Below are 20,126 nucleotides of genomic sequence, written 5' to 3' on the forward strand. Positions count from 1 at the left end.
AGTAAAGACGATATGAGGGGAGGCTATGCTTTTAATGACTAAAATAATGAGAAGTTTTCGTTTTAAAATGCTTACATTTTTTGCGCTAAGTATGGCACTAGCAGCTGGTGGAACATATATGACTTATAAAGGAATGCTCTATTATAAAACAATGGTACTTCATATAGATCCCTTAGAACAATTTAGGGCAACAGGAAGAGCATTTGAAGATATTACTTTCTTTTTGATTGCATTTATCGTACTATCTATTTTATTTTTTTTCCTTTTAACAAAGCCATACTTAAAGTATTTGAATGAAATTTCTAAAGGCATTCAATATGTCGCTAACGGTGATTTTACAAATAAAGTTCAAATTCCATTAAAGGATGAAGTCGGAGATATTGGGCGTGAAATTAATATAGCGAGTGAACGATTAAAGGAGGCGATCGAGAGGGGAGACTTTGAAGAAAATAGTAAAAATCAGCTAATTGTTAATTTGGCTCATGATTTAAGAACGCCGTTAACATCTGTTTTAGGTTATCTAGATTTAACCCTTAAAGATGAAAAACTGACGAAGGAACAAATTAAACGTTGTTTTACGATTGCATTTACGAAATCGCTAAGACTTGAAAGATTAATTGATGAGTTACTTGAAACTACTCGAATGAATTCTGGCATGCTAGAGCTAGATAAAAAAATAGTTAATATAAATGAGTTGCTAATACGGTTACACGAAGAATTGTATCCGCTATTAAAGAAGCATCATTTAGACGTTAGATTGAACGTTGATCTTCATTTATATATTAACGGTGACAAGAATTTATTAAACCGAGTATTTGAAAATCTTTTAACAAATGCAATTCGATATGGAGATAGTGGATATTTTGTTGATATGAATGGATATATTGATAATGGAGAGGTTATCGTACAGATTATTAATTATGGAGAGATGATTCCGGAAGAAGATTTACCCTATCTTTTTGATAGACTTTATACAGGTGATAAAGCAAGAACAGAGCAGAGAGGCGGAACTGGTCTTGGGTTATTCATTGCAAAAAATATTGTCGAGCAACATAATGGGACAATCTCTGTTACAAGTAATACAGCAAGAACAATATTTGAAGTGAGATTTTCAAAAGAAGAGAAATTAAAAATTTAATAAAAATTTTATATTTACCCCACTTTTTATTTAAATAGTTTTTTCTATCCTATAGATATATTAGGGAAAGAAGGAACTGGAAATAAAAAAGTGGGGGCTTTTTTATATTGTACACGGTATGTGGTGAAATCTATTTAGCACTGTTATGTTAAAACGGAGAAAATGTTGCTGTAGTACGTGCGATTGTAAATAACCCGAAAATCATTATAGCGGGGAAACCAATGGCAGCCACTTAATACGAAAACAAGTACTCAAATTATGGATCTCTTAAGGATCGAAAATCATTAGGATTAGCCATAAACATAAAATTAGAGAAGCGGCAGAATGCCAAATTGTAACCCGTGATGGAAGTATGGTTCAAGATTGGAGGGGTTGAATATAAATACAAAAGAAAATATAAGGATGGCCATATCGTCTATCTTTGCGCATAAGTTGAGATCCGTTTTAACAATGTTAGGAATTATTATTGGAATTAGTGCAATTATTACGATTATCGCAATGGGGGATGGAAATACTGCAAAGATGCAAAAAGATCTTACAGAGAGCAGCCATATGGATGAAATTAATATAAATTATTATAATCCTGATTCTCCAACAGAAAAAGCTAAAATTACACCGGATATGGTGAAGCAATTGCAAGTGATACAAGGTGTTACAGACGTGTATCCAAAGAAACAAATAGATGTAAAAACATATATCGGTCCAAAGGCTGTTTCGTTTAATTTAAACGTGGGAACAGGTAATTTTATGAAGGATTATAAATTAAAAATGGTATATGGGCGTGAATTAACGGGGGATGAACTGAAAAAACCAATTCCTGTTGTGGTTATCAGTGAAGCTTTATTTATAAAAATATTTGATACTTGGAAAGATGATTTGTATATAGATATAAAAGGAAAGCCATATAAAATTGTAGGGGTATATAAATATGCAGATAATTTTAAGCGGTCGTTTAAAATATACGATGGATATACGTCAATTGATAATACAGCATTGATTGCAGGTGTCGAGGAGTATGATGCAGTGAAAATGAAGCTATCTTCTCCCAACGAGCGAGAAATTGTAGAAAAACAAGCTTTATCAGTACTAAACAGTTTGAAATCACCGGAAGTGGAGTATTCGTTTACAGTATCAGATGATACAAAAGAGTATAGTCAAGGTATGGAAGATTCAATGAGAACGATGAAAATAGTATTTGCTAGTATTGCTGGAATTTCTTTAATTGTAGGTGGTATTGGTGTCATGAACATCATGCTTGTATCGGTTACAGAGCGTACACGTGAAATAGGTGTTCGAAAGGCACTAGGTGCAACAAGAGGAAAAATATTAATGCAATTTCTCATTGAATCCTGCTTCTTAACTGGATTGGGTGGAGGAATTGGTTTTGGTTTAGGCATTTTCTTTGCTTGGATAGCTGCTTCCATTGGTGGATGGCCGGTCATTATCTCCGTAGATCTTGGCTTACTATCTGTTGGAATATCTATGTTAATCGGTATTTTCTTTGGTATACTTCCTGCTAATAAAGCAGCTAAATTAGATCCAATTGAGTGTTTACGGTATGAATAAGAAGAATGGAAGATTTAATTTAATAGTAAAACCCTCTAACAGAAGAGTGGATACTCCCATGAGTATCCACTCTTTTATTAAATAAAGGATTTATTACGTGTACATTGAGTAAAGATTATTAATTCTGTATCAAATTAAATGGTTTACGAGGGGAATTCTATGAAAAAATGATGTGTTCACCTCATGTCTAAGACGGACTAAAGTGTGGTATGTGATTTCACGTATCGTGAAATCTGTAAAAAGAAAGTTGGTAAAATGTTGATATATAAATATTCGTGGAGGTTAAGATAAATGACTTTATTTGAAATAGCTAAACGTAATATATGGCGTAATTTAAAAGAGTATTTACTCTATTTTGTAGCCCTAACTTCGAGTATGGTTATTTATTTTATATTTGCATCACTCCGATATAATAATCAAATAAAAAAAGAAATGATTACTAATGTGACGATTAATAACGTTCTTCAATCGTCAAAAGTGATTCTTATTATTTTTATAGCCATATTTATTGTTTATTCTACTAATTTTTTTATAAGGAAACGTAAAAAAGAGCTAGGATTATATTCTTTACTAGGTATACCTAAAAAACAAATTGGTACGATGTTATTTTGTGAAACTATGATAATGGGAGGTGCAGCTCTTGTAATCGGAATACTGATTGGCAGCATGAGCTTTAAGTTATTCTTGGAACTGTTAATGAGTATGATGAAGTTAAACACACCAATTCGTTTTAAGATGTCTATAAAAGCAATAATAGACACTTTTACCGTCTTTTCAGTTATTTTATTATATACAGCATGGAACAACTCACGCTTAATTTATCAATTCCAATTAATTGAATTGTTTCAAGCAAATCATAAAGGAGAAAGTATGCCGAAGGAATCTAAAATTTTGGCGTATATAGCCCTTATGTTAATTGGATTAGGCTATTTCTTAGCAGCTTTTTTTCATGAGGTTATAAACTATGTGAAGGATGCTATGCCCCCTATTGTAATCCCGTTTTTCATTTTGTTTACAACAGTTATTGGGACATACCTTTTATATACATTTTATACAGTCATTTTAATAAAGAAAATTAAAAAGAAAATAAAAATACTCTATAATGGTATGAACATATTAAATATCTCACAACTATTATATCAAGTAAAAGGAAATGCTAAATTACTTGCAACAAATGCTATATTAAGCGCCACAGCTTTAACAGCGATTAGTACAGTTGTAACGGGTTATTATTATGGACAATCTGAAACCAAGAACAATGCACCGTACAGTTTTTCATATAAAAAACAAGATGATGAAATGGAAAAGCGTATACAGGCTGTTTTTGAGGATAATAAGAAAAAAAATGCTATTATTCGTGATTTTGATGTAGAAATGTTAACAATTAAGGGAGAGAGTCAGGCGAGAGAAGGAAATATAAGTGTACCAAATTCCCAATATAAATTAACAAATGAATTTCAGCTTATGTCACAATCAAATTTTAATTTGAATGCTCAAAATATGGGGGTGAAAAAAGTTGATTTAAATACAGGGGAAGTATTTATATATAGTCCAGAAAATAATAAGCATCTTAATAATGGTAATATAGTTCAATTACCTATTGAAACGGAACAAAGAACATCAGTAATTAAGGGAATCAGAAATTATAGACTTACTAATTTAGGAGAATTGGTTGTAATTGTACCTGATTATCTCTATAAAATTGTTATGCAAACACAACAGACACATATTGTAAAAAACGTTGATGTAACTCAGCAAGAGGATAGTAAAGAATTGACTGAGAGTTTAGTAAAGCTAATGCCCAACGGTGAAAATTCGACAATTAGTACTTTTTATAAAATCCATATAGATTTTATGAATATATATGGATTGACGTTGTTTATTGGTAGCTTTTTAGGGCTAATATTTGTACTGGAAACGGGTTCTATTATCTACTATAAACAATTATCTGAGGCATATGCTAATCAGGGATATTACGAGACTATTCGTAAGATAGGTGTTACAAAAAAAGAATTAAGAAGGTCCATTTCGAAAAAAGTTAGCTTTAGTTTTATTTCACCTGTGATAGTTGGACTTGTTCATAGCTTGTTTGCTATACCAGTAATAATCAATATGCCTATATATAATATTTTTACTCCTATTCTAATTAGTAGTGGTGCATATTGCATAATTTATTTGGGTTATTATGTACTAACTGTTTATTCGTATTTTAAAATTGTGTATAAATATTAACTTATAGATTTTTAATTATGTTAAATCATCAAACTAAATTTAAATATGTTGGAGATGAATGTATAAGAGGCTTTTAGGTGTTAAAAAATCCAGAATCGTATTTTAAATCATAGAAAGTTGGTAAGAAGTGAAGGGGGAAAGCCAGGAATTAATAGTGTAATCTAACTAATCGAGCGAGAATTTGGCCCACAGATTGCTCATTATATTGAAGGGATCTTTGAGTGTGAGCGTAGGGGAACTGTATGGAATAATAGGGTATCAAAGCCTTTTGAAATGATAAAACCATATGTATTAACGGAACATTTATATGTTTGATTTTGAAAAAAAGCAACTAGTTTAATATTAATCTAGTTGCTTTTCTACTTGTTATTTTGATTGGTTTCAGTAAGGTCACCCTCCATTCAAGATATAAAGAAAAATAATGAACTTCTAATATGATATTCTCTTCCAATCAACTTGCTAATAACAAATTGGTTGAATCTCTTCTATATAATAGAATTTTGTTTATTAATTTTGTACAATTTTATACTGTACCGGCACCAAATACTGAATGATGAGGTATTAATCGTCTAGTTTATAGACAATCCAACTTACTATTCCAATTAAAATACAGCATAATGGAAGTATTTGATCTTGTAATGTATACAATATACTTATATCTCCCTTTGTGAGTATAAGAAATGTTACTATAAAAGCTGTACAAGTTGTGAATATCCTAAACCTATTAAGTTCACACCCCCATAAAATTACAATAGACATTAAGGGCATTAGTACTTCTATAGTAGAAGCCAACAGAGAAGCTATCTCTTCTTCCATTAACATTTGTTTTAGAAGAATCAACATACTGTATACAGTGCATGCCATTAATATTAAAAAAAGAAATAACTTACCAGTATCCTCTAAATAAGAATTTTTTTTCTTTTTAATCCATAATAAAACCAATAATATAATTGTTATCGAACCATAACGAATTATTGAAAAATAAATTACATCTATATATTCAAATTCATAACATAAGAATAGAAACAGTGCTTCCCATATAATACCCAGTAGTAAAGAAATCAACATACTAAATAACATTCTGTGTTGTTTCACCCTTAGCCTTCTTTCTAAATTGAGTATATAAAAATAACATTATTATTATGAATTTTAAAATACTGAATATAGGTTCGTAAAATAATTCTAAAAAATGATACATATCATTTTTAATGATCGATATTAAAAAATCACAAAAAAATCGAATGGTATCCGTTAAGATCCTTCGATTTTTCTCTAATTTCAATATATATTTCTAAATCTGTCGTTGTTGTTTTTAAAATATTGTCGGTTATTTTGGAGAATTTAGGACTTTTGTTATAAAAATATTATCATTTATAGACGTTTACTATAAACTCTGTATATTTTCTATGAATTTTCTCATAGTAAGAGATAAAGCTATATCCTTATTTCTAACAAATATCGTTTCGATTTTTCCATATTTCCCAGGTATTTCATGAGAGTAGATATTGGGAATGTTTGTAAAAAAAGTTAGAGCTGTAACTGGAAGAACCGTAATGCCTAGACCCAGTGATACGCTATGTAAAATCATTTCTAACATATTAAACTCCATAATTTTCTTAAGAAGAATTCCCTCATCTTTCAACCATTTTTCTAAAACAAAACGATACCCACATCCGGGACTAAACACTAAAAATGTTTCATTTTTTAAATCTTGTATATCAAATGTAGGACGATTTGAAAATAATACAAGTGTCTTCGTACTTACCTTATATTGCTCTAAGGAAGAATCTTGAATCGGACTTGTTACAAAGGCACCATCAAGCTTAAATTCTAGGATGTCTAAGATCAAACGTTGACTTACATCTGTTTTTAAAGAGATATCTACATTAGGAAATTGTTTATGATAGCTGGCCAAGATGGTTGGTAAGGGATGAACAGTATCTACAGTTCCAATATTGAGAAGACCTGTGGGATTATCATCATCTATAAACGTATTTTGCAATTCTTCGAATTCTTTTAACAATTTATTAACTTTTTCAAGAAATATTTGTCCATCACCAGTTAATGTGATACCCCGAGCATGTCGATAAAACAAAACTGTATTTAGCTCTTGTTCTAGTAGTTTAATACGCGCTGTTACATTTGATTGTACATAATTAAGGCTTCGTGCTGCTGCGGTAATATTTTGAAATCTTGCTACGGTTTGAAAAATTTTTAAGTCTCGAAAATCCAACGTCTTCTCCACCTTTATATGTTATTGTGATCATTTTGAATGATGTGTTCCATTATTTTTAACAATTTTTCATAATACAATTGATAAGTATAGAATGTACTAAAGATAGATTTTTAACTCTTAACTCTAAAAATAGCTTTAGTACATAGAAACTATGTGGGTCTCAATGTACTAAAGCTAAAATATACTAATACATTTATACTTTAAAGAGCTTAAATTTTAAATAATGATGACTATTTATTTTGAATTTTTCTTGAATTACATTATTACTTACCACAATATCTTTAATCAACTTATAACTTTTATTTATTTTATTCAAATTATACATTTTATTAATAAGCTGATTTGTATAAAAAATCAGTCTGCTGAGAACCTTTATAAAAACTCTACTTGTTAAACATTTATTTTTTACATGAATTTACACCCTGAATTTTTTCTTGAAATATACATCTTTATATGATCTTTATATGATCTTTATATAAAATTTATGTTGTTTTCTGTTGCATATGTTTTTATCTAGTGAGTATGGAAATTTTATTATTGGAAAATTTTCAAATAGTTATTGTAGACATAATGTAAATGCAGGGGGAAATACTTTTGGGTTATGTGATGGGAATTTTTTTAGGGATATTAGTTCAATGTATTTAGTATTAAAAGGAGATTAATATGAAGCAATTAAAAACATTACAAAAAAACAAGGTATTTATAAGGTTAAATATATTATTTTTGTGCATTTTTTTATCATTTTCAGCAATTATCATTCGGCTTGGAAAAGTACAAATTGTTGACGGAGAGGGTTATAAGAATGTAGTTGAAAAGCAAGAAAATGCGACGGTTAGTATTCCTGTTCCACGTGGTCAAATTTTTGATAGGGAAGGTGAGAATGTGGTTAATAATACTGCTGTTCGTACTATTTCGTATACAAAGGGGAAGGATATCACTTCTGAAGAAATCTTAAAAATAGCAAAAAAACTCTCCAAAATACTTGAAATACCAGAAGAAGATATAAATAGGTTGACTGAAACAGACAAAAAAGACTATTGGATGCAGTTAAACAAGGAAAAAACGAAAAAAAAGATTACAAAAAAAGATGAAGAAAATTTACGTAAACAAAATATTGAAGGAAAAGAATTTGATAAGAAAATAGATGAATTGAGACGAGGACGTGTCACAGCAGAGGAATTAAATGAATTAAGTCCACAAGACTTAAAGATATTAACTATTAAAGGGAGAATGAATTCAGGTTATAAAATGACTCCACAAATTATAAAGAAAAATGTATCTGAGAAAGAATACGCTACAATTAGTGAAAGCTTATCGGACTTTCCAGGGATTGATGCAACTATTGACTGGGAACGTAATTATGTAAATGGTGAATTATTCCGCTCTGTACTAGGTAATATAACAAGCACAGAAGAGGGGCTCCCAAAAGAAAATTTAGATTACTATTTAGTTCGTGATTACAATCGCAATGATCGTATTGGAAAGAGTTATATCGAGCAACGCTATGAAGACGTACTACATGGAACTAAGGCAGAAGTTAAGAATGTTACTGATAGAAAAGGGAATGTTATTCAAACGGAAACGATCTCTAAAGGGAAAAGTGGCAATAATTTAATTATGACAATTGATATGAAATTACAGAAGGCGGTAGAAGAAATTCTTGAAAAGCAATTAAAAGCTTATAAGGGTTCAGAGCCTCTTTTAGATCGGGCATTTGTAGTGATGATGAATCCGAATACAGGAGAAATATTATCTATGGCGGGTAAAAAATTAGGGAAGAAAGATGGGGACATAGAAATAGCTGATTATGCTTTAGGTACGATGACGAGCTCATATGAGCTTGGATCAACTGTAAAAGGTGCCACAGTGTTAACCGGATTTGAAACGAAGGCTATTACACCCGGTACAAACTTTAATGATGTGCCTATGAAGTTTAAAGGGACTAAGGAGAAGAAATCTTGGAAAGATTTTGGGATTGTTGATGATTTAAGAGCTTTACAAGTTTCTTCTAACGTCTATATGTTTAATACGGCATTAAAAATAGCAGGAATAGATTACGTACCAAATAGCTCATTAGATATAAAGGCAAGTGCATTTGAAAAAATGAGATATTATTTTGGGCAATTCGGATTAGGGGTTCCAACTGGAATTGATCTCCCAAACGAAACATCTGGAATAATGAGAAAAGAAAATTATCAACCTGGTTTCTTGTTAGACTTAGCTATCGGGCAGTACGATACGTATACTCCTTTGCAACTTGCACAGTATGTTTCTACTATTGCAAATGGGGGAAATCGATTAAAACCACAAATTTTGAGAGAAATTAGAGAACAAACTACAAGAAAGGAAGATGTTGGTAAAATTATAAAATCGATGGAACCAGTTGTATTAAACCATGTAGATATGAAAAAAGAATATATAGATCGAGTAAAAGAGGGGTTTAGACGTGTATTTCAAGAAGGTGACGGAACTGGTGTGAGTACTTTCAAAAATCTTCCTTATAAGCCTGCTGGTAAAACTGGAACAGCACAAACAGTTTATGGAGGCGATGATAATAGCGTTGGTAAGGATCAAGAGGGCAAGCGTGTTCGTTGTTATAATTTAACTCTAACAGGTTACGCTCCATATGATAAACCAGAGGTGGCATTTTCTGTTGTTGTCCCATGGATAACTAATGACAAAGGTAATAAAATTAATTCAATAATTGGTAAAGAGGTTTTAGATGCGTATTTTGATTTGAAAAATAATCAGGGGAAGTATGCAAACTAAAACTATGTAATAAGGAAGTAGAACCAAACTGACTTAAAACAGTAATCTGAATGAATATTGTAGAAAGATAGGGGATTTGGAACTATTTTTAAAGTCTTAATTTGATAGCGATGGAGGTCTTAGCTATCAAGTTAAGACTTTAGCGCTCCTAAATGGAAAAGTTATTTTTTGTGGTATCGATTTCGTATTTATCGTTTTCGCGCAACTTATACTGATTTATTACTTGTATAAGCCTGCTTGATGTGAATTGAAAATTTATCTGCCAATTTTTATGTGTCGTTTAATAAAAGTCTAAAATAGATCAATTAATTACCATGAAATATGGTTAAAAATAATGAGATTTTAAAAACAATAAGTTACATTAGTCAATAATTTTAGTTTAAAATCTTTTGGCTTTGGTATAAACGGAGGAAAGATTAATGAACAACAATACAATAAATGAGTCGGTTGAAGAAGCTGATAAAAAAAGAGTAAGATCAAGCAAACATTTTAAAGATTGGAAGCTTGTTGCAACGGGTGGTGGTATAATCACAATTCTCATTGGGGGAATGATTTATTATCAGGAAAACCACTTCAATTCAAATGTTACAATTAACGACATAAAAGTCGGTGGTCTGAGCGCTGATCAGGCAATTCAGAAATTAAAAACATCTGAACTAGCAAACAAAGTCTATGTCGATCAACAACAAATTTTAGATGAAAAAGATACTAAAACGGAACTTACAGAAAAAGATTTGCCTCAAGTTAAGAAACTATTAAAAAGCCAGTGGACACTTTTTCCTTCCTCAAAGGAAAAGAATTATTCATTGTTACCAGAAAAGGCAGAACAATATCGTAGTGAAACGATGAAAAAAGTTGTAGAAGAAAAGCTCTTCTCTATGAATAAAAAATTAAAAGCGCCTCAAGATGCTATGGCGAAGCTCAAACAAGGAAAAGTTGTTATTTCAAAAAGCGTTGAAGGAAAACAGTATGACATTACGAGTCTACTGAAAGATTACGACAAGCAGAAGTATAACAGCGAAATTCATTTGAAGTCTGCATACATACAGCCTATTAAAGAAGACGATCCGATTATCAAAAAAGAGGAGGAAGCACTTCACAATCTTTTTCAACAGTCTGTAGATTTTAAAGTGCAGAATGAGGTGTATCCTTTAAAAGCGAAAGATTTAATTCAAAATGCCTCTGTGTCAAAGGACATGAAAGTTACAATCGATGCGAGCGACATTAAGAATAAGATAGCTGAAATTAATAATGCTAAATCAACATTAAATAAAGATTTTAGTTTTAAAACCCATTCCGGTTCGGTCATATTAGTAAAAGGACAAGGCTATGGCTGGGCACTAGATGTTGAAAAAGAAACAAAGCAAGTCCAACAAGCTTTTGAAAAAGGTGAAAAATCACTTTCTGCTTCTAACATTCGCGGAAATGGCTGGAGTAAGGAAGGCATTGGTTATGAAACAACATCGAATAATGGTATCGGGGACACGTACGCGGAAATTTCAATTGCAGAGCAACATATTTGGATCTATAAGGATGGGAAATTAGCAGTCACAACAAATGTAGTAACTGGGAAACATAGCACGAGTGAAGATACTTCACCAGGTGTGTGGTACGTTCTTTATAAACGGTCACCGTATACACTTAAAGGTAGCGCAGTAGGTAAAGGTGATTATGCAGTTAAAGTAGATTACTGGGTTCCATTCACAAATAGCGGTCAAGGGTTCCATGATGCTGGCTGGCGAACAAACTGGGCAAATAATGCCTATTTAACAGGAGGATCGGGAGGGTGTGTTAACCTTCCTCCTAGTATTGCAAAAAATGTGTATGATAATTTAAACACATATGAACCAGTTATCGTGTACTAGTAAATATTAACCTTGTGTGAAGTGATGTATGTATTAAGAATTTAAATTTATAAAAGAATCAGTGAAATCAATATAGATGATGGGGTGGAACTTCAATTGGCTGGAACATTATAAATCATATAGAAAAAATTGAACCAGTAAATACTTAACATGAAAATAATGGTGATGTATGGATTTGGTCTATATTAGACGAGTGAATGATTCTTATATGTATGACTTTGGAATCGGTATTTTTGTATTCAAACCAGATATGAAAAGTATACGGTGTGAATTCTAAACATGTTAAGCAAACTACATTATTGTACGTAGATGTATTTTTTCTTATAAACTGTAGGAGTTTTTTCTGCTTCTGAATTCATGACGTGTGATGAAGTGGTTCAATTGATAGAAAGTGGTAGATGCTTGCTTGTTGAAAGCGCGATTTGTCACACATACGATTAATACGTATAAGAGTCATCTTTATATAATCTTGATATAAATTTAACTTTGTCTTTCTATGAATATGATTTTATCTAAATATGAATAAATTACACTCTCCTTAGAAAGTTACAAGGAGAGATAATCATGAATAAAATCAGAAAGGCAACAATCTGTTTAGTCACTCTATCGGTATTAGGTACAAGTATTGGCATGTCAAATAGTGATATTCCTACAATTACAAAAAAACAACCTGCCATAGCAGATGAAGTGAAACAAAAATCAGTAGTAGAAGAAAAGAGGAATGTATCTGTAGAATCCCTTAAGAAAGTGGTAGTTGAAAATGAAAATGTGGCTATAGAACAAGGGAAAAAAATTACAAAGCCATTGGATGTTCCGTTGATTTTACAAAAACCAGAATTGATGCGCGGTTGTGAAGTAACGAGCCTTGCAATGGTACTTCAATTTTCAGGAGCGCAAGTTGACAAGATGGAGCTAGCCTCAAAAATAAAACATGTACCATTTCAGAGAAATGGTTTGAAGGGAAATATGCATAAGGGATTTATTGGGGATATTGCTACTTTTGATAAACCTGGATTAGGTGTTTATGTGGAACCGATTTTAGAATTAGCAAAGTTATATGTTCCAGCTGATAAAGTAATAGATTTAAGCCACAAGGAACCGCAGCAAATTTATGAGGCGATAGATCAAGGGTTCCCTGTATGGGTATTAACTAATGCTCGTTTTAAACTATTACCTGAGGGTCAATTTTACACATGGAGAACAGATGAAGGGGAAATGAAAGTGACATATCATCAGCATAGTGTCGTAGTGACAAATTATGATGACCAATATGTATATATTAACGATCCGCTAAAGACAGAGAAACATATAGCGATTAATCGAAATGATTTTGAACAATCATGGGTTCAAATGGGAAGGCAAGCCATGACCGTTTCCATGTAGATAAGCATAGATTGGATGAGAATTATATGAAAAAAGTGTTGATCATTGAAGATGAAAAAATCATACGAGAGGGGATAGCACAATATTTCTCTCATGATGGGTATGAAGTAATAACAGCGGAGGATGGCCAAGTAGGGTTAGAATTATTTACTGCACATGATAATATCAGTTTAATCATATTAGATATTATGCTCCCAGTCATGGATGGATGGTCAGTGTGTAGACGTGTTCGTAAGAACTCTACTGTTCCTATTATCTTATTAACAGCTCGAAGTGATGAGGATGATACATTACTCGGGTTTGAACTAGGAGCTGATGATTATGTAACAAAACCATTTAAACCAACTATTTTGCTAGCGAGAGCAAAGCGTTTATTCAAAGAAACAACTCAAATTGTACAATTCCAGGACTGCATTGATTTATGTGGTATTCATTTAGATAAATCGGCACGTACTGTTTCTATAGATGGAAAAAAAGTAGATTTTACACATACAGAGTTTGAAATTTTACTATCGTTAATGCAGCATAAGAATCAAGTGTTGACAAGGGACATGTTAATTACGAACATTTGGGGATATGATTATGATGGAGATGATAAAACATTAACTGCACATATGCGTAATGTACGGGTAAAGCTAGGCGAGAGAGCAAAACATATTACAACTGTTGTTCGAACGGGGTATAAGTTTGAGGTAGATAGATGATGAGACGGAAAATAGTATTTCAATTGTTTTCCCTTACGTTTTTATTATGCTGTATGATTATTGCCGTTATATTTTTTGGACAAATGTATGTTACGAAATACTTGTATATAGACAAGGAAAAAGAAAGTGTTCAAAAACAATTACAACAGTATGAGAAATACTATGGGTCTCATTCACAGGATGAGAAGAAAATGCAAAATTTAGAAACTACTTATGCAAATCAACATGGTATTCTGATTGCAAGACTAAATAAAGAAGCAGACATTAAAATCCTGCCATCAGGGGATTATTATATCAAGGTCATTGACAAAAATAAACCAACTCGTTCTTCTAAAGTTGTCTTTAATAATTTAATTAATGCAAAGAAAGATATGGATTCTAACTTTAGTATAATAATTACGAGTTTAATCAATAAACTGAATAATATTGCCGATATGAATACAGTGAGTAAAGACGTAGCTAATAAAGATATTGTTGTCCCAATATCATTAAAAATAAAGGGGTATGATGGGAAATTTATGCAAGATCAGATTACAAGGCATTTGGTAACAAGTGCGCAAAAGGTATACGGACTTATAAAAGAAGGTGAGCTCGAAAAGTTGTATCGCTATGAAGGGATTGTAACAGAATTAAATTTTCCTATCTATAATAATCAGAGTAAAGATAATACAATGTATGGTAATGAAGTTTTTGCAAATCGAATCTTACAATTTCAAGGGGAATGGCTTGGCGATAAAGTGAAGTTAGAGGGAGAAAAATGGACTCAAAGTGAGATTGAAATTAGTGGTATCAGGTATCTAGAGACAATTAAACCAATATTGAAAAACGGACAAGTGGAAGAACTTATTTATACGATGTCTTCTCTGCAGCCAATAACGAAAGCAAGCGACTTAATGAGTGATTATTATATATATATCGTTGCATTTGTATTGGTTCTATCGCTTATAATGTCTTTCTATTATTCAAGAATCATCACAAAACCATTATTAAAAATTAATGAAGCGACGAAAAAGATTATGGAATTCGAGTTTCAAAATCAGCTTTCTATTAAATCCAAAAATGAAATAGGGGAACTATCCGCTAATATAAATCAACTTTCAGATAGAATGGAAGGTTATATTAATCAGTTGAAAGGTGACCTAGAAAAAGAGAAGCAATTAGAGCAGACAAGAAAAGATTTTATTGCAGGTGTTTCACATGAATTGAAAACACCACTTAGTGTCATGCAGGTATCGGCATCTATGCTGCAAGATGGGATTGCACCTGAAATGAATCAATACTACTGGGGGGCGTTGGAAAAAGAAATAGAGAAAATGAATGTAATGATTGATGAGATGCTTAATTTAGCTAAATATGAATCAGGCACGTATCAAATACAGTCGGAGCAAGTTCATATAGGAAATTTGATTCATCAGGCTGCAAAAGATTTACACGGTCAAATTGATGCAAAAGCACTGCAAATAAAAACAAATATAGATGATGTGTGTGTGAAGGGGAAAGCAAATTTATTGGAACAAGTGATAACCAATTTGTTTACGAATGCAATTCGGTATACAGATTCGGGACAAACTATAGTATTAGTGGTAAATGAAGAAGAACATGACGTATATATAGGGTTCGAAAATAAAGGATCCCATATTAAAGAAGAAGAAATAGAGAAAATATGGGATCAATTCTATAGAGTAGATAAATCAAGAAAACGAGTATGCGGGGGGATGGGTCTAGGGCTTTCAATTGTAAAGAATATATTCGAATTACATGATGCAAAGTACGGTGTAACCAATACTAAGGATGGGGTATTGTTTTACTTCCGTTTAGAAAAGTGGGATTTAAAGTAGTGAGTAAGATGTGATGGTCTTGTTAAAAAACTTGCTATAATGTTTAAGGGGATTTATATAGATTGTTTTAAGTACAAAGATGCGAGGTCTATTTTATGACTTCGCATCTTTGTTTTCAATTCAAACCCTGTGTGAGACAGTTTACATATTTATTTTTAGGGAGAATTCAAGCTATTGCGTCATTGTTAGCTTTTTTATCAAATTCATATATAAAATTTTGTTTTTTTTAAAAATAATTCTAGTGAATATTTCAAGAATAAAAGGAACTAAAAAATAAAGGTAAGATAGTTGATGTGTAAAATAAAAGAGAAGAAAAAAGATAACTATTGCTAGAAGCCTCATCATATTAAATATAAATAGAATATTTTTTATTTGCATAAATATCCTCCTCTAAAATCTTGAATTTATTTTTAAACCAATAGCCATTTTTTACTGTTTTACTATTGTTATTAATTGTGCCAATTATTCATTAAATATTTCTCTCATCAAGAAAATATAATTTGCTGTTTAGCAAGTTAAGCTTTTATTTTAATTAAGCTATGTCTAATAATATTAAACTTTATATATATATCCTCTGAAGGAACTTTTTATATATTTATTTGGGTATAAATCATTAATCATTGCGTATGGACTTCCATTCCAGTATCTTACTACAGGTGTCCATAGTCTATGACTTTTAAGCCACTTCATTGTGTATTGCTGTAATAATTGATTATCTGTCAGCTTTTCTTTTTCTTCAATTGTCCACCGTAATGCATCTAGCGCTTTTTCTCTCGTCCAAAAACCACTAGGTGTCATCTTAAATTCCCATTCTTTAAATTGATTTGGATATAAATCATTAATCATTGCATACGGACTATCATTCCAATATAATTGACAGGCTCCACGCAATCCTGATTGGGCTAACCATTTATTTTCGTATATATTCTTCAATTGATCCAGATTTAATTTTTCTTTTTCTTCAATTGTCCATTTTAGTGCTTGTAATGTTTTTTCTTTCGTCCAAAACTTATTAGGAGCCTTATTAAATTCCCATTCTTTAAATCGATTTGGATATAAATCATTAATCATCGCATACGGGCTTCCATTCCAAATCACCCTTAAAGGTGCACTTAGTCGATGTTCAATTAACCATTTTTTCCCATAAATTTGCAAGAGTTTTTGTGGTGGTAAATTCTCCTCTTCTTCAATTAACCATTTTAATAATTGTAGGGCCTTTTCTTTCGTCCAAAAATTTAATGGTGTCATTCTAAATTCCCATTCTTTAAATTGATTCGGGTATAAATCATTAATCATCGCATATGGACTATTATTATATTTGTGCTTCAATACACCACGTAATCGATACTTTGCAATCAATTTGTTATTCCAATTTTGTTTTATCTCTTCGTCATTCCAATTCAAAATTTTTGTTACTAAATATTTTGTTACTCTTCTAGCCAATTGATTATTTCTATCTAATTTCCAAGTATTTGGTGGGAATCTATTTCTTTTTCCATCTAATATCTCCTGATAGATGTCCTCTATAGTATTAGTGTTTGTCTGCATCTTAAGACCTTCTTTTAATTGTATATATAGTTAAATAGATTTTAATGTTAGGACTTTCGTCCGAACTATTAAAAATGTAAACTCTATCTTAACTTAGAAAATATGATGCTTAATCAAATCATAGTAATGTAAAATAAGAATTACCTATAGAAAATATATAGTCTAGGGCAAATGAAAGAATAGATTTGTAAAATATAATTTTCAATTCATAAAAGACATTAATCTGAAAAGAAAGATGTCTTTTATTTAATAGTATTACGGTTTATTTAATTACTTTCCATAAAGCTAATGAGAAAATCCAATTTGGATCACCGTATCCTTGATAACTTTGAACTGCTTCATAAATTTTACCTTGATGTTCTACTCTATCTCCTTTTTTATATGCAGCATACGAATTCCATGCCTTATACTCAGAAGAGGGGGTATCTTTTGTTGTGATTTTGATTTCATTACTCGCAACTGAAACTTTTCCTTGAGTATCTATAGCTTTTACCATATATCTATATTCTGTACTAGCCAGTAAATTTTCATCTGTATAGTAAGTTGAAGGACTTGTAGCTATTTTCGTACCGTTACGATAAATCTCATATTCTTTTATACCAACATTACTTATGGATTCTTCCCATATTAAATGAACACTGTTTGTAGTAGTTTCTGATGCTTGTAATCCTGTTGGAGCTGTTGGAGCTATTTGGTCTGGATTCTCTTCTTTTGTTGTAACTGAAACTTCATTGCTACTTTTTGACTTATTTCCTGCTGCATCTGTAGCTTTAATTGTATAATTATATTTTGTATTGGCTTGTAATCCCGCATCTTCATAACGTGTTGTTTTTGTTGTTCCTACTTTTTTTCCATCACGATAAACTTCATATTCTTTCACACCAATATTATCTGTGGAAGCCTCCCACTGTAGCTCAACAGTTGTTGCTGTTTGACTAGCAGAGCGTAGGTTAGAAGGAGCTGTTGGAGCGATTACGTCAATTTCAGTACTACTATTAAAAGCAGAAAATAGTTTAGAAAAAGCACCGTCGTCTACATCGGGTAATCCAGAAGCATCTCCAGTTGCCTGACCGATTTGCCAACTTTCAGTAGCTTTTTTATCACGATACACTGACCACATACTAATTTCCCCAATACCTTTTTCTTTGGCAAATTGGAACAATTCTTTTGCATTATTTAATGTGAAAATTTCATTTTGAGTATCATTTTTTCCTATCATAGGTGTAACAGCAATCATTTTCCAAATGTCAGAATCTTTAATAGTACCTTTATATAAATTAGTTAATTGTCCATGCAAGCTATTAATAGCATCTATTGCAGCTTGTCCCATTTGTTGGTTTTGTTGCCCGTAATCCATAGTCATAATATTAACTGAATTTAAATCTACATCATGTTTTATAGCGTTTTGAATTACATTTAGTCCATCATTAGTTAGGCCATATGGCATTACTGGTAAGGTATAACCAATTTTTACATCTTTACCTTCAGCTTTTAATTCCTTTTGTAATAACGCAATTGCTTTCGATCTTCTTTCGATAGATTCTGGGTGAGCAACTAAGACGCCTTCAATATCAAAATCCATGTGTGTTAAATGTAATGTGTTAATTACACTTTTATAAGCATCTTTTAATTTATTCACATCTGTAATAGCTGCGGCAAGATCTGCACCTAATCCAGGGATATTACCAGCATTTGCTCCACCAAAAGATACTTTAACATCTCCACCTATTTTTCTAATTTGTTTAATTTGATCATCTAAGTTACCATCTCCAATAGGGGTATGACTTCCTCCCCATACTGGATTTCCATTTTTATCAGCCACTATAAAAGAAAGCGTGAAGAAACTAGTATTTGTTTCTTGGGCATATTTTAATAGGTTTTGAGGATTCATGCCGTTATCTACATATGGTGCAAAAACATGAGTTGGCCAAGTGATTCCTTCACCAAATAAATCATTTGGATCACTATTGTCAGTTATATATTCTGAACCAGTATATAATTCCCAACCGCTAAATTGTTGGGTAGGTAATGTACCTGCATTTACCCAATATACAGAATGATAAATCTTACCTTCATATGTAACGTAAGATTCACCTGGATAATCTTTATTTTTATTCCAAAATGGCGCTACTTTTTGTTGAGAATTCGCTATATTTTCTTGAGCGTAGGCAAACGTATGGCTAATGGCTTGGGATGTAGGAATGATCATAGTTAATGCAACAGCTGTTTTTGCTAGAGTACAAAATGGATGTTTTTTTCTAATCATAATAATATCTCCTCACTTCTAATTTATAATTAAAAAAAGAAATTATATTTGGCATTATTAAAATTCTTTTAATATATATTTTGAAGAATTATTGCCGTAACTCCCAATACTGATACTTTTATACGTGATGATTACCCTCATTTAGTAGGATAACAACTTACAAAAAATGAAACAAATTAGAGGGAAATATAATAATATTCATCCAAAAACAATATATTTCTTCTCATAAACTACAGAAAATCGAATTAAAATGTACATATATATACCATTTTTGTAAGGTGGGGATGAATAGTGAGCTAGAAGTAATATAAATGTACACAAAAGTGTCGATTCTAATAATCTAGTTTGGCTAAAAAATTTTTATCTTGAGTACAAGACTAACTACTTCTATTACTAAATCTAAACAATTTGTTGTATTCTTTAGTAATAAAATGAGAATATTCTTTTTAGGTTTTCTAAAATTGTCTTACTTTAGTTGAGTAGGTAAACTGGAAGCAGCATAAATTAAGTCCTTTACTTCTCCTACATTTTTTATGAATTATATCTTTTTAGTATTCTCATAAAAACTATAGGATGTTTGA

The 20,126-nt window shown here is 31.4% G+C and carries 12 protein-coding genes and 1 pseudogene; 9 read left to right on the plus strand and 4 right to left on the minus strand.

Annotated elements, in window-relative coordinates:
• Positions 1 to 34: 34 nt before the first annotated feature.
• The 4 genes and pseudogenes from MHH27_RS29140 to MHH27_RS29155 all read left to right on the plus strand — a co-directional run bounded on the left by MHH27_RS29140 (position 35) and on the right by MHH27_RS29155 (position 4,936).
• The gene (locus MHH27_RS29140) at positions 35 to 1,138 is read left to right on the plus strand and encodes a sensor histidine kinase (protein WP_161114032.1); all 1,104 of its coding nucleotides are present in this window, start codon (positions 35 to 37) and stop codon (positions 1,136 to 1,138) included.
• A gap of 158 nt (positions 1,139 to 1,296) precedes the next feature.
• Positions 1,297 to 1,514: pseudogene (locus MHH27_RS29145) on the plus strand (macrolide ABC transporter ATP-binding protein); the annotation flags it as partial.
• 26 nt (positions 1,515 to 1,540) lie between these two features.
• On the plus strand, positions 1,541 to 2,704 hold the full coding sequence (locus tag MHH27_RS29150) for an ABC transporter permease (protein WP_276576204.1): 1,164 nt from the start codon (positions 1,541 to 1,543) through the stop codon (positions 2,702 to 2,704).
• A gap of 291 nt (positions 2,705 to 2,995) precedes the next feature.
• Positions 2,996 to 4,936 (plus strand): ABC transporter permease, encoded by a 1,941-nt coding sequence (locus MHH27_RS29155; RefSeq protein WP_340945143.1) that lies wholly within the window; start codon positions 2,996 to 2,998, stop codon positions 4,934 to 4,936.
• Positions 4,937 to 5,497: 561 nt separating this feature from the next.
• On the opposite strand, the gene MHH27_RS29160 is transcribed toward MHH27_RS29155, so the two are convergent.
• Positions 5,498 to 6,031: a hypothetical protein gene (locus tag MHH27_RS29160; RefSeq protein ID WP_340945145.1), complete on the minus strand. Its 534-nt coding sequence runs from the start codon at positions 6,029 to 6,031 to the stop codon at positions 5,498 to 5,500.
• Positions 6,032 to 6,320: 289 nt separating this feature from the next.
• Entirely contained in the window at positions 6,321 to 7,169 is an 849-nt protein-coding gene (locus tag MHH27_RS29165; protein ID WP_305926232.1) for a LysR family transcriptional regulator, read from the minus strand.
• 666 nt (positions 7,170 to 7,835) lie between these two features.
• On the opposite strand from MHH27_RS29165, the gene MHH27_RS29170 reads away from it, so the two are divergent.
• The 5 genes from MHH27_RS29170 to MHH27_RS29190 all read left to right on the plus strand — a co-directional run bounded on the left by MHH27_RS29170 (position 7,836) and on the right by MHH27_RS29190 (position 15,731).
• The gene (locus MHH27_RS29170; protein WP_161114036.1) at positions 7,836 to 9,941 is read left to right on the plus strand and encodes a peptidoglycan D,D-transpeptidase FtsI family protein; all 2,106 of its coding nucleotides are present in this window, start codon (positions 7,836 to 7,838) and stop codon (positions 9,939 to 9,941) included.
• A gap of 419 nt (positions 9,942 to 10,360) precedes the next feature.
• On the plus strand, positions 10,361 to 11,806 hold the full coding sequence (locus MHH27_RS29175; RefSeq protein WP_305926233.1) for a L,D-transpeptidase family protein: 1,446 nt from the start codon (positions 10,361 to 10,363) through the stop codon (positions 11,804 to 11,806).
• 564 nt (positions 11,807 to 12,370) lie between these two features.
• Complete coding sequence (locus MHH27_RS29180; RefSeq protein ID WP_161114038.1) at positions 12,371 to 13,189, plus strand: C39 family peptidase; 819 nt, start codon at positions 12,371 to 12,373, stop codon at positions 13,187 to 13,189.
• 26 nt (positions 13,190 to 13,215) lie between these two features.
• The gene (locus tag MHH27_RS29185; protein WP_161114039.1) at positions 13,216 to 13,893 is read left to right on the plus strand and encodes a response regulator transcription factor; all 678 of its coding nucleotides are present in this window, start codon (positions 13,216 to 13,218) and stop codon (positions 13,891 to 13,893) included.
• Positions 13,893 to 15,731 carry a sensor histidine kinase gene (locus tag MHH27_RS29190; protein WP_340945155.1) on the plus strand — a complete coding sequence of 613 codons (1,839 nt, stop codon included), beginning with the start codon at positions 13,893 to 13,895 and terminating at the stop codon, positions 15,729 to 15,731. The genes MHH27_RS29185 and MHH27_RS29190 overlap by 1 nt, the downstream gene beginning before the upstream one ends.
• A gap of 552 nt (positions 15,732 to 16,283) precedes the next feature.
• Here MHH27_RS29190 and MHH27_RS29195 read toward each other — a convergent pair.
• Together MHH27_RS29195 and MHH27_RS29200 are read right to left on the minus strand one after the other, a co-directional pair.
• Positions 16,284 to 17,279: a DUF4046 domain-containing protein gene (locus MHH27_RS29195; protein WP_340945158.1), complete on the minus strand. Its 996-nt coding sequence runs from the start codon at positions 17,277 to 17,279 to the stop codon at positions 16,284 to 16,286.
• A 262-nt stretch (positions 17,280 to 17,541) separates the two neighbouring features.
• On the minus strand, positions 17,542 to 19,545 hold the full coding sequence (locus tag MHH27_RS29200) for a fibronectin type III domain-containing protein (RefSeq protein ID WP_340945160.1): 2,004 nt from the start codon (positions 19,543 to 19,545) through the stop codon (positions 17,542 to 17,544).
• Between the last annotated feature and the right edge of the window lie 581 nt (positions 19,546 to 20,126).

Source organism: Bacillus sp. FSL L8-0152 (assembly GCF_038006365.1).
Lineage (GTDB): Bacteria > Bacillota > Bacilli > Bacillales > Bacillaceae_G > Bacillus_A > Bacillus_A cereus.

Coding starts and splice junctions, on each gene's coding strand:
- MHH27_RS29140 (WP_161114032.1), top strand. CDS start 35: ATGACTAAAATAATGAGAAGTTTTCGTTTTAAAATGCTTACATTTTTT.
- MHH27_RS29150 (WP_276576204.1), top strand. CDS start 1,541: ATGGCCATATCGTCTATCTTTGCGCATAAGTTGAGATCCGTTTTAACA.
- MHH27_RS29155 (WP_340945143.1), top strand. CDS start 2,996: ATGACTTTATTTGAAATAGCTAAACGTAATATATGGCGTAATTTAAAA.
- MHH27_RS29170 (WP_161114036.1), top strand. CDS start 7,836: ATGAAGCAATTAAAAACATTACAAAAAAACAAGGTATTTATAAGGTTA.
- MHH27_RS29175 (WP_305926233.1), top strand. CDS start 10,361: ATGAACAACAATACAATAAATGAGTCGGTTGAAGAAGCTGATAAAAAA.
- MHH27_RS29180 (WP_161114038.1), top strand. CDS start 12,371: ATGAATAAAATCAGAAAGGCAACAATCTGTTTAGTCACTCTATCGGTA.
- MHH27_RS29185 (WP_161114039.1), top strand. CDS start 13,216: ATGAAAAAAGTGTTGATCATTGAAGATGAAAAAATCATACGAGAGGGG.
- MHH27_RS29190 (WP_340945155.1), top strand. CDS start 13,893: ATGAGACGGAAAATAGTATTTCAATTGTTTTCCCTTACGTTTTTATTA.
- MHH27_RS29195 (WP_340945158.1), bottom strand. CDS start 17,279: ATGCAGACAAACACTAATACTATAGAGGACATCTATCAGGAGATATTA.
- MHH27_RS29200 (WP_340945160.1), bottom strand. CDS start 19,545: ATGATTAGAAAAAAACATCCATTTTGTACTCTAGCAAAAACAGCTGTT.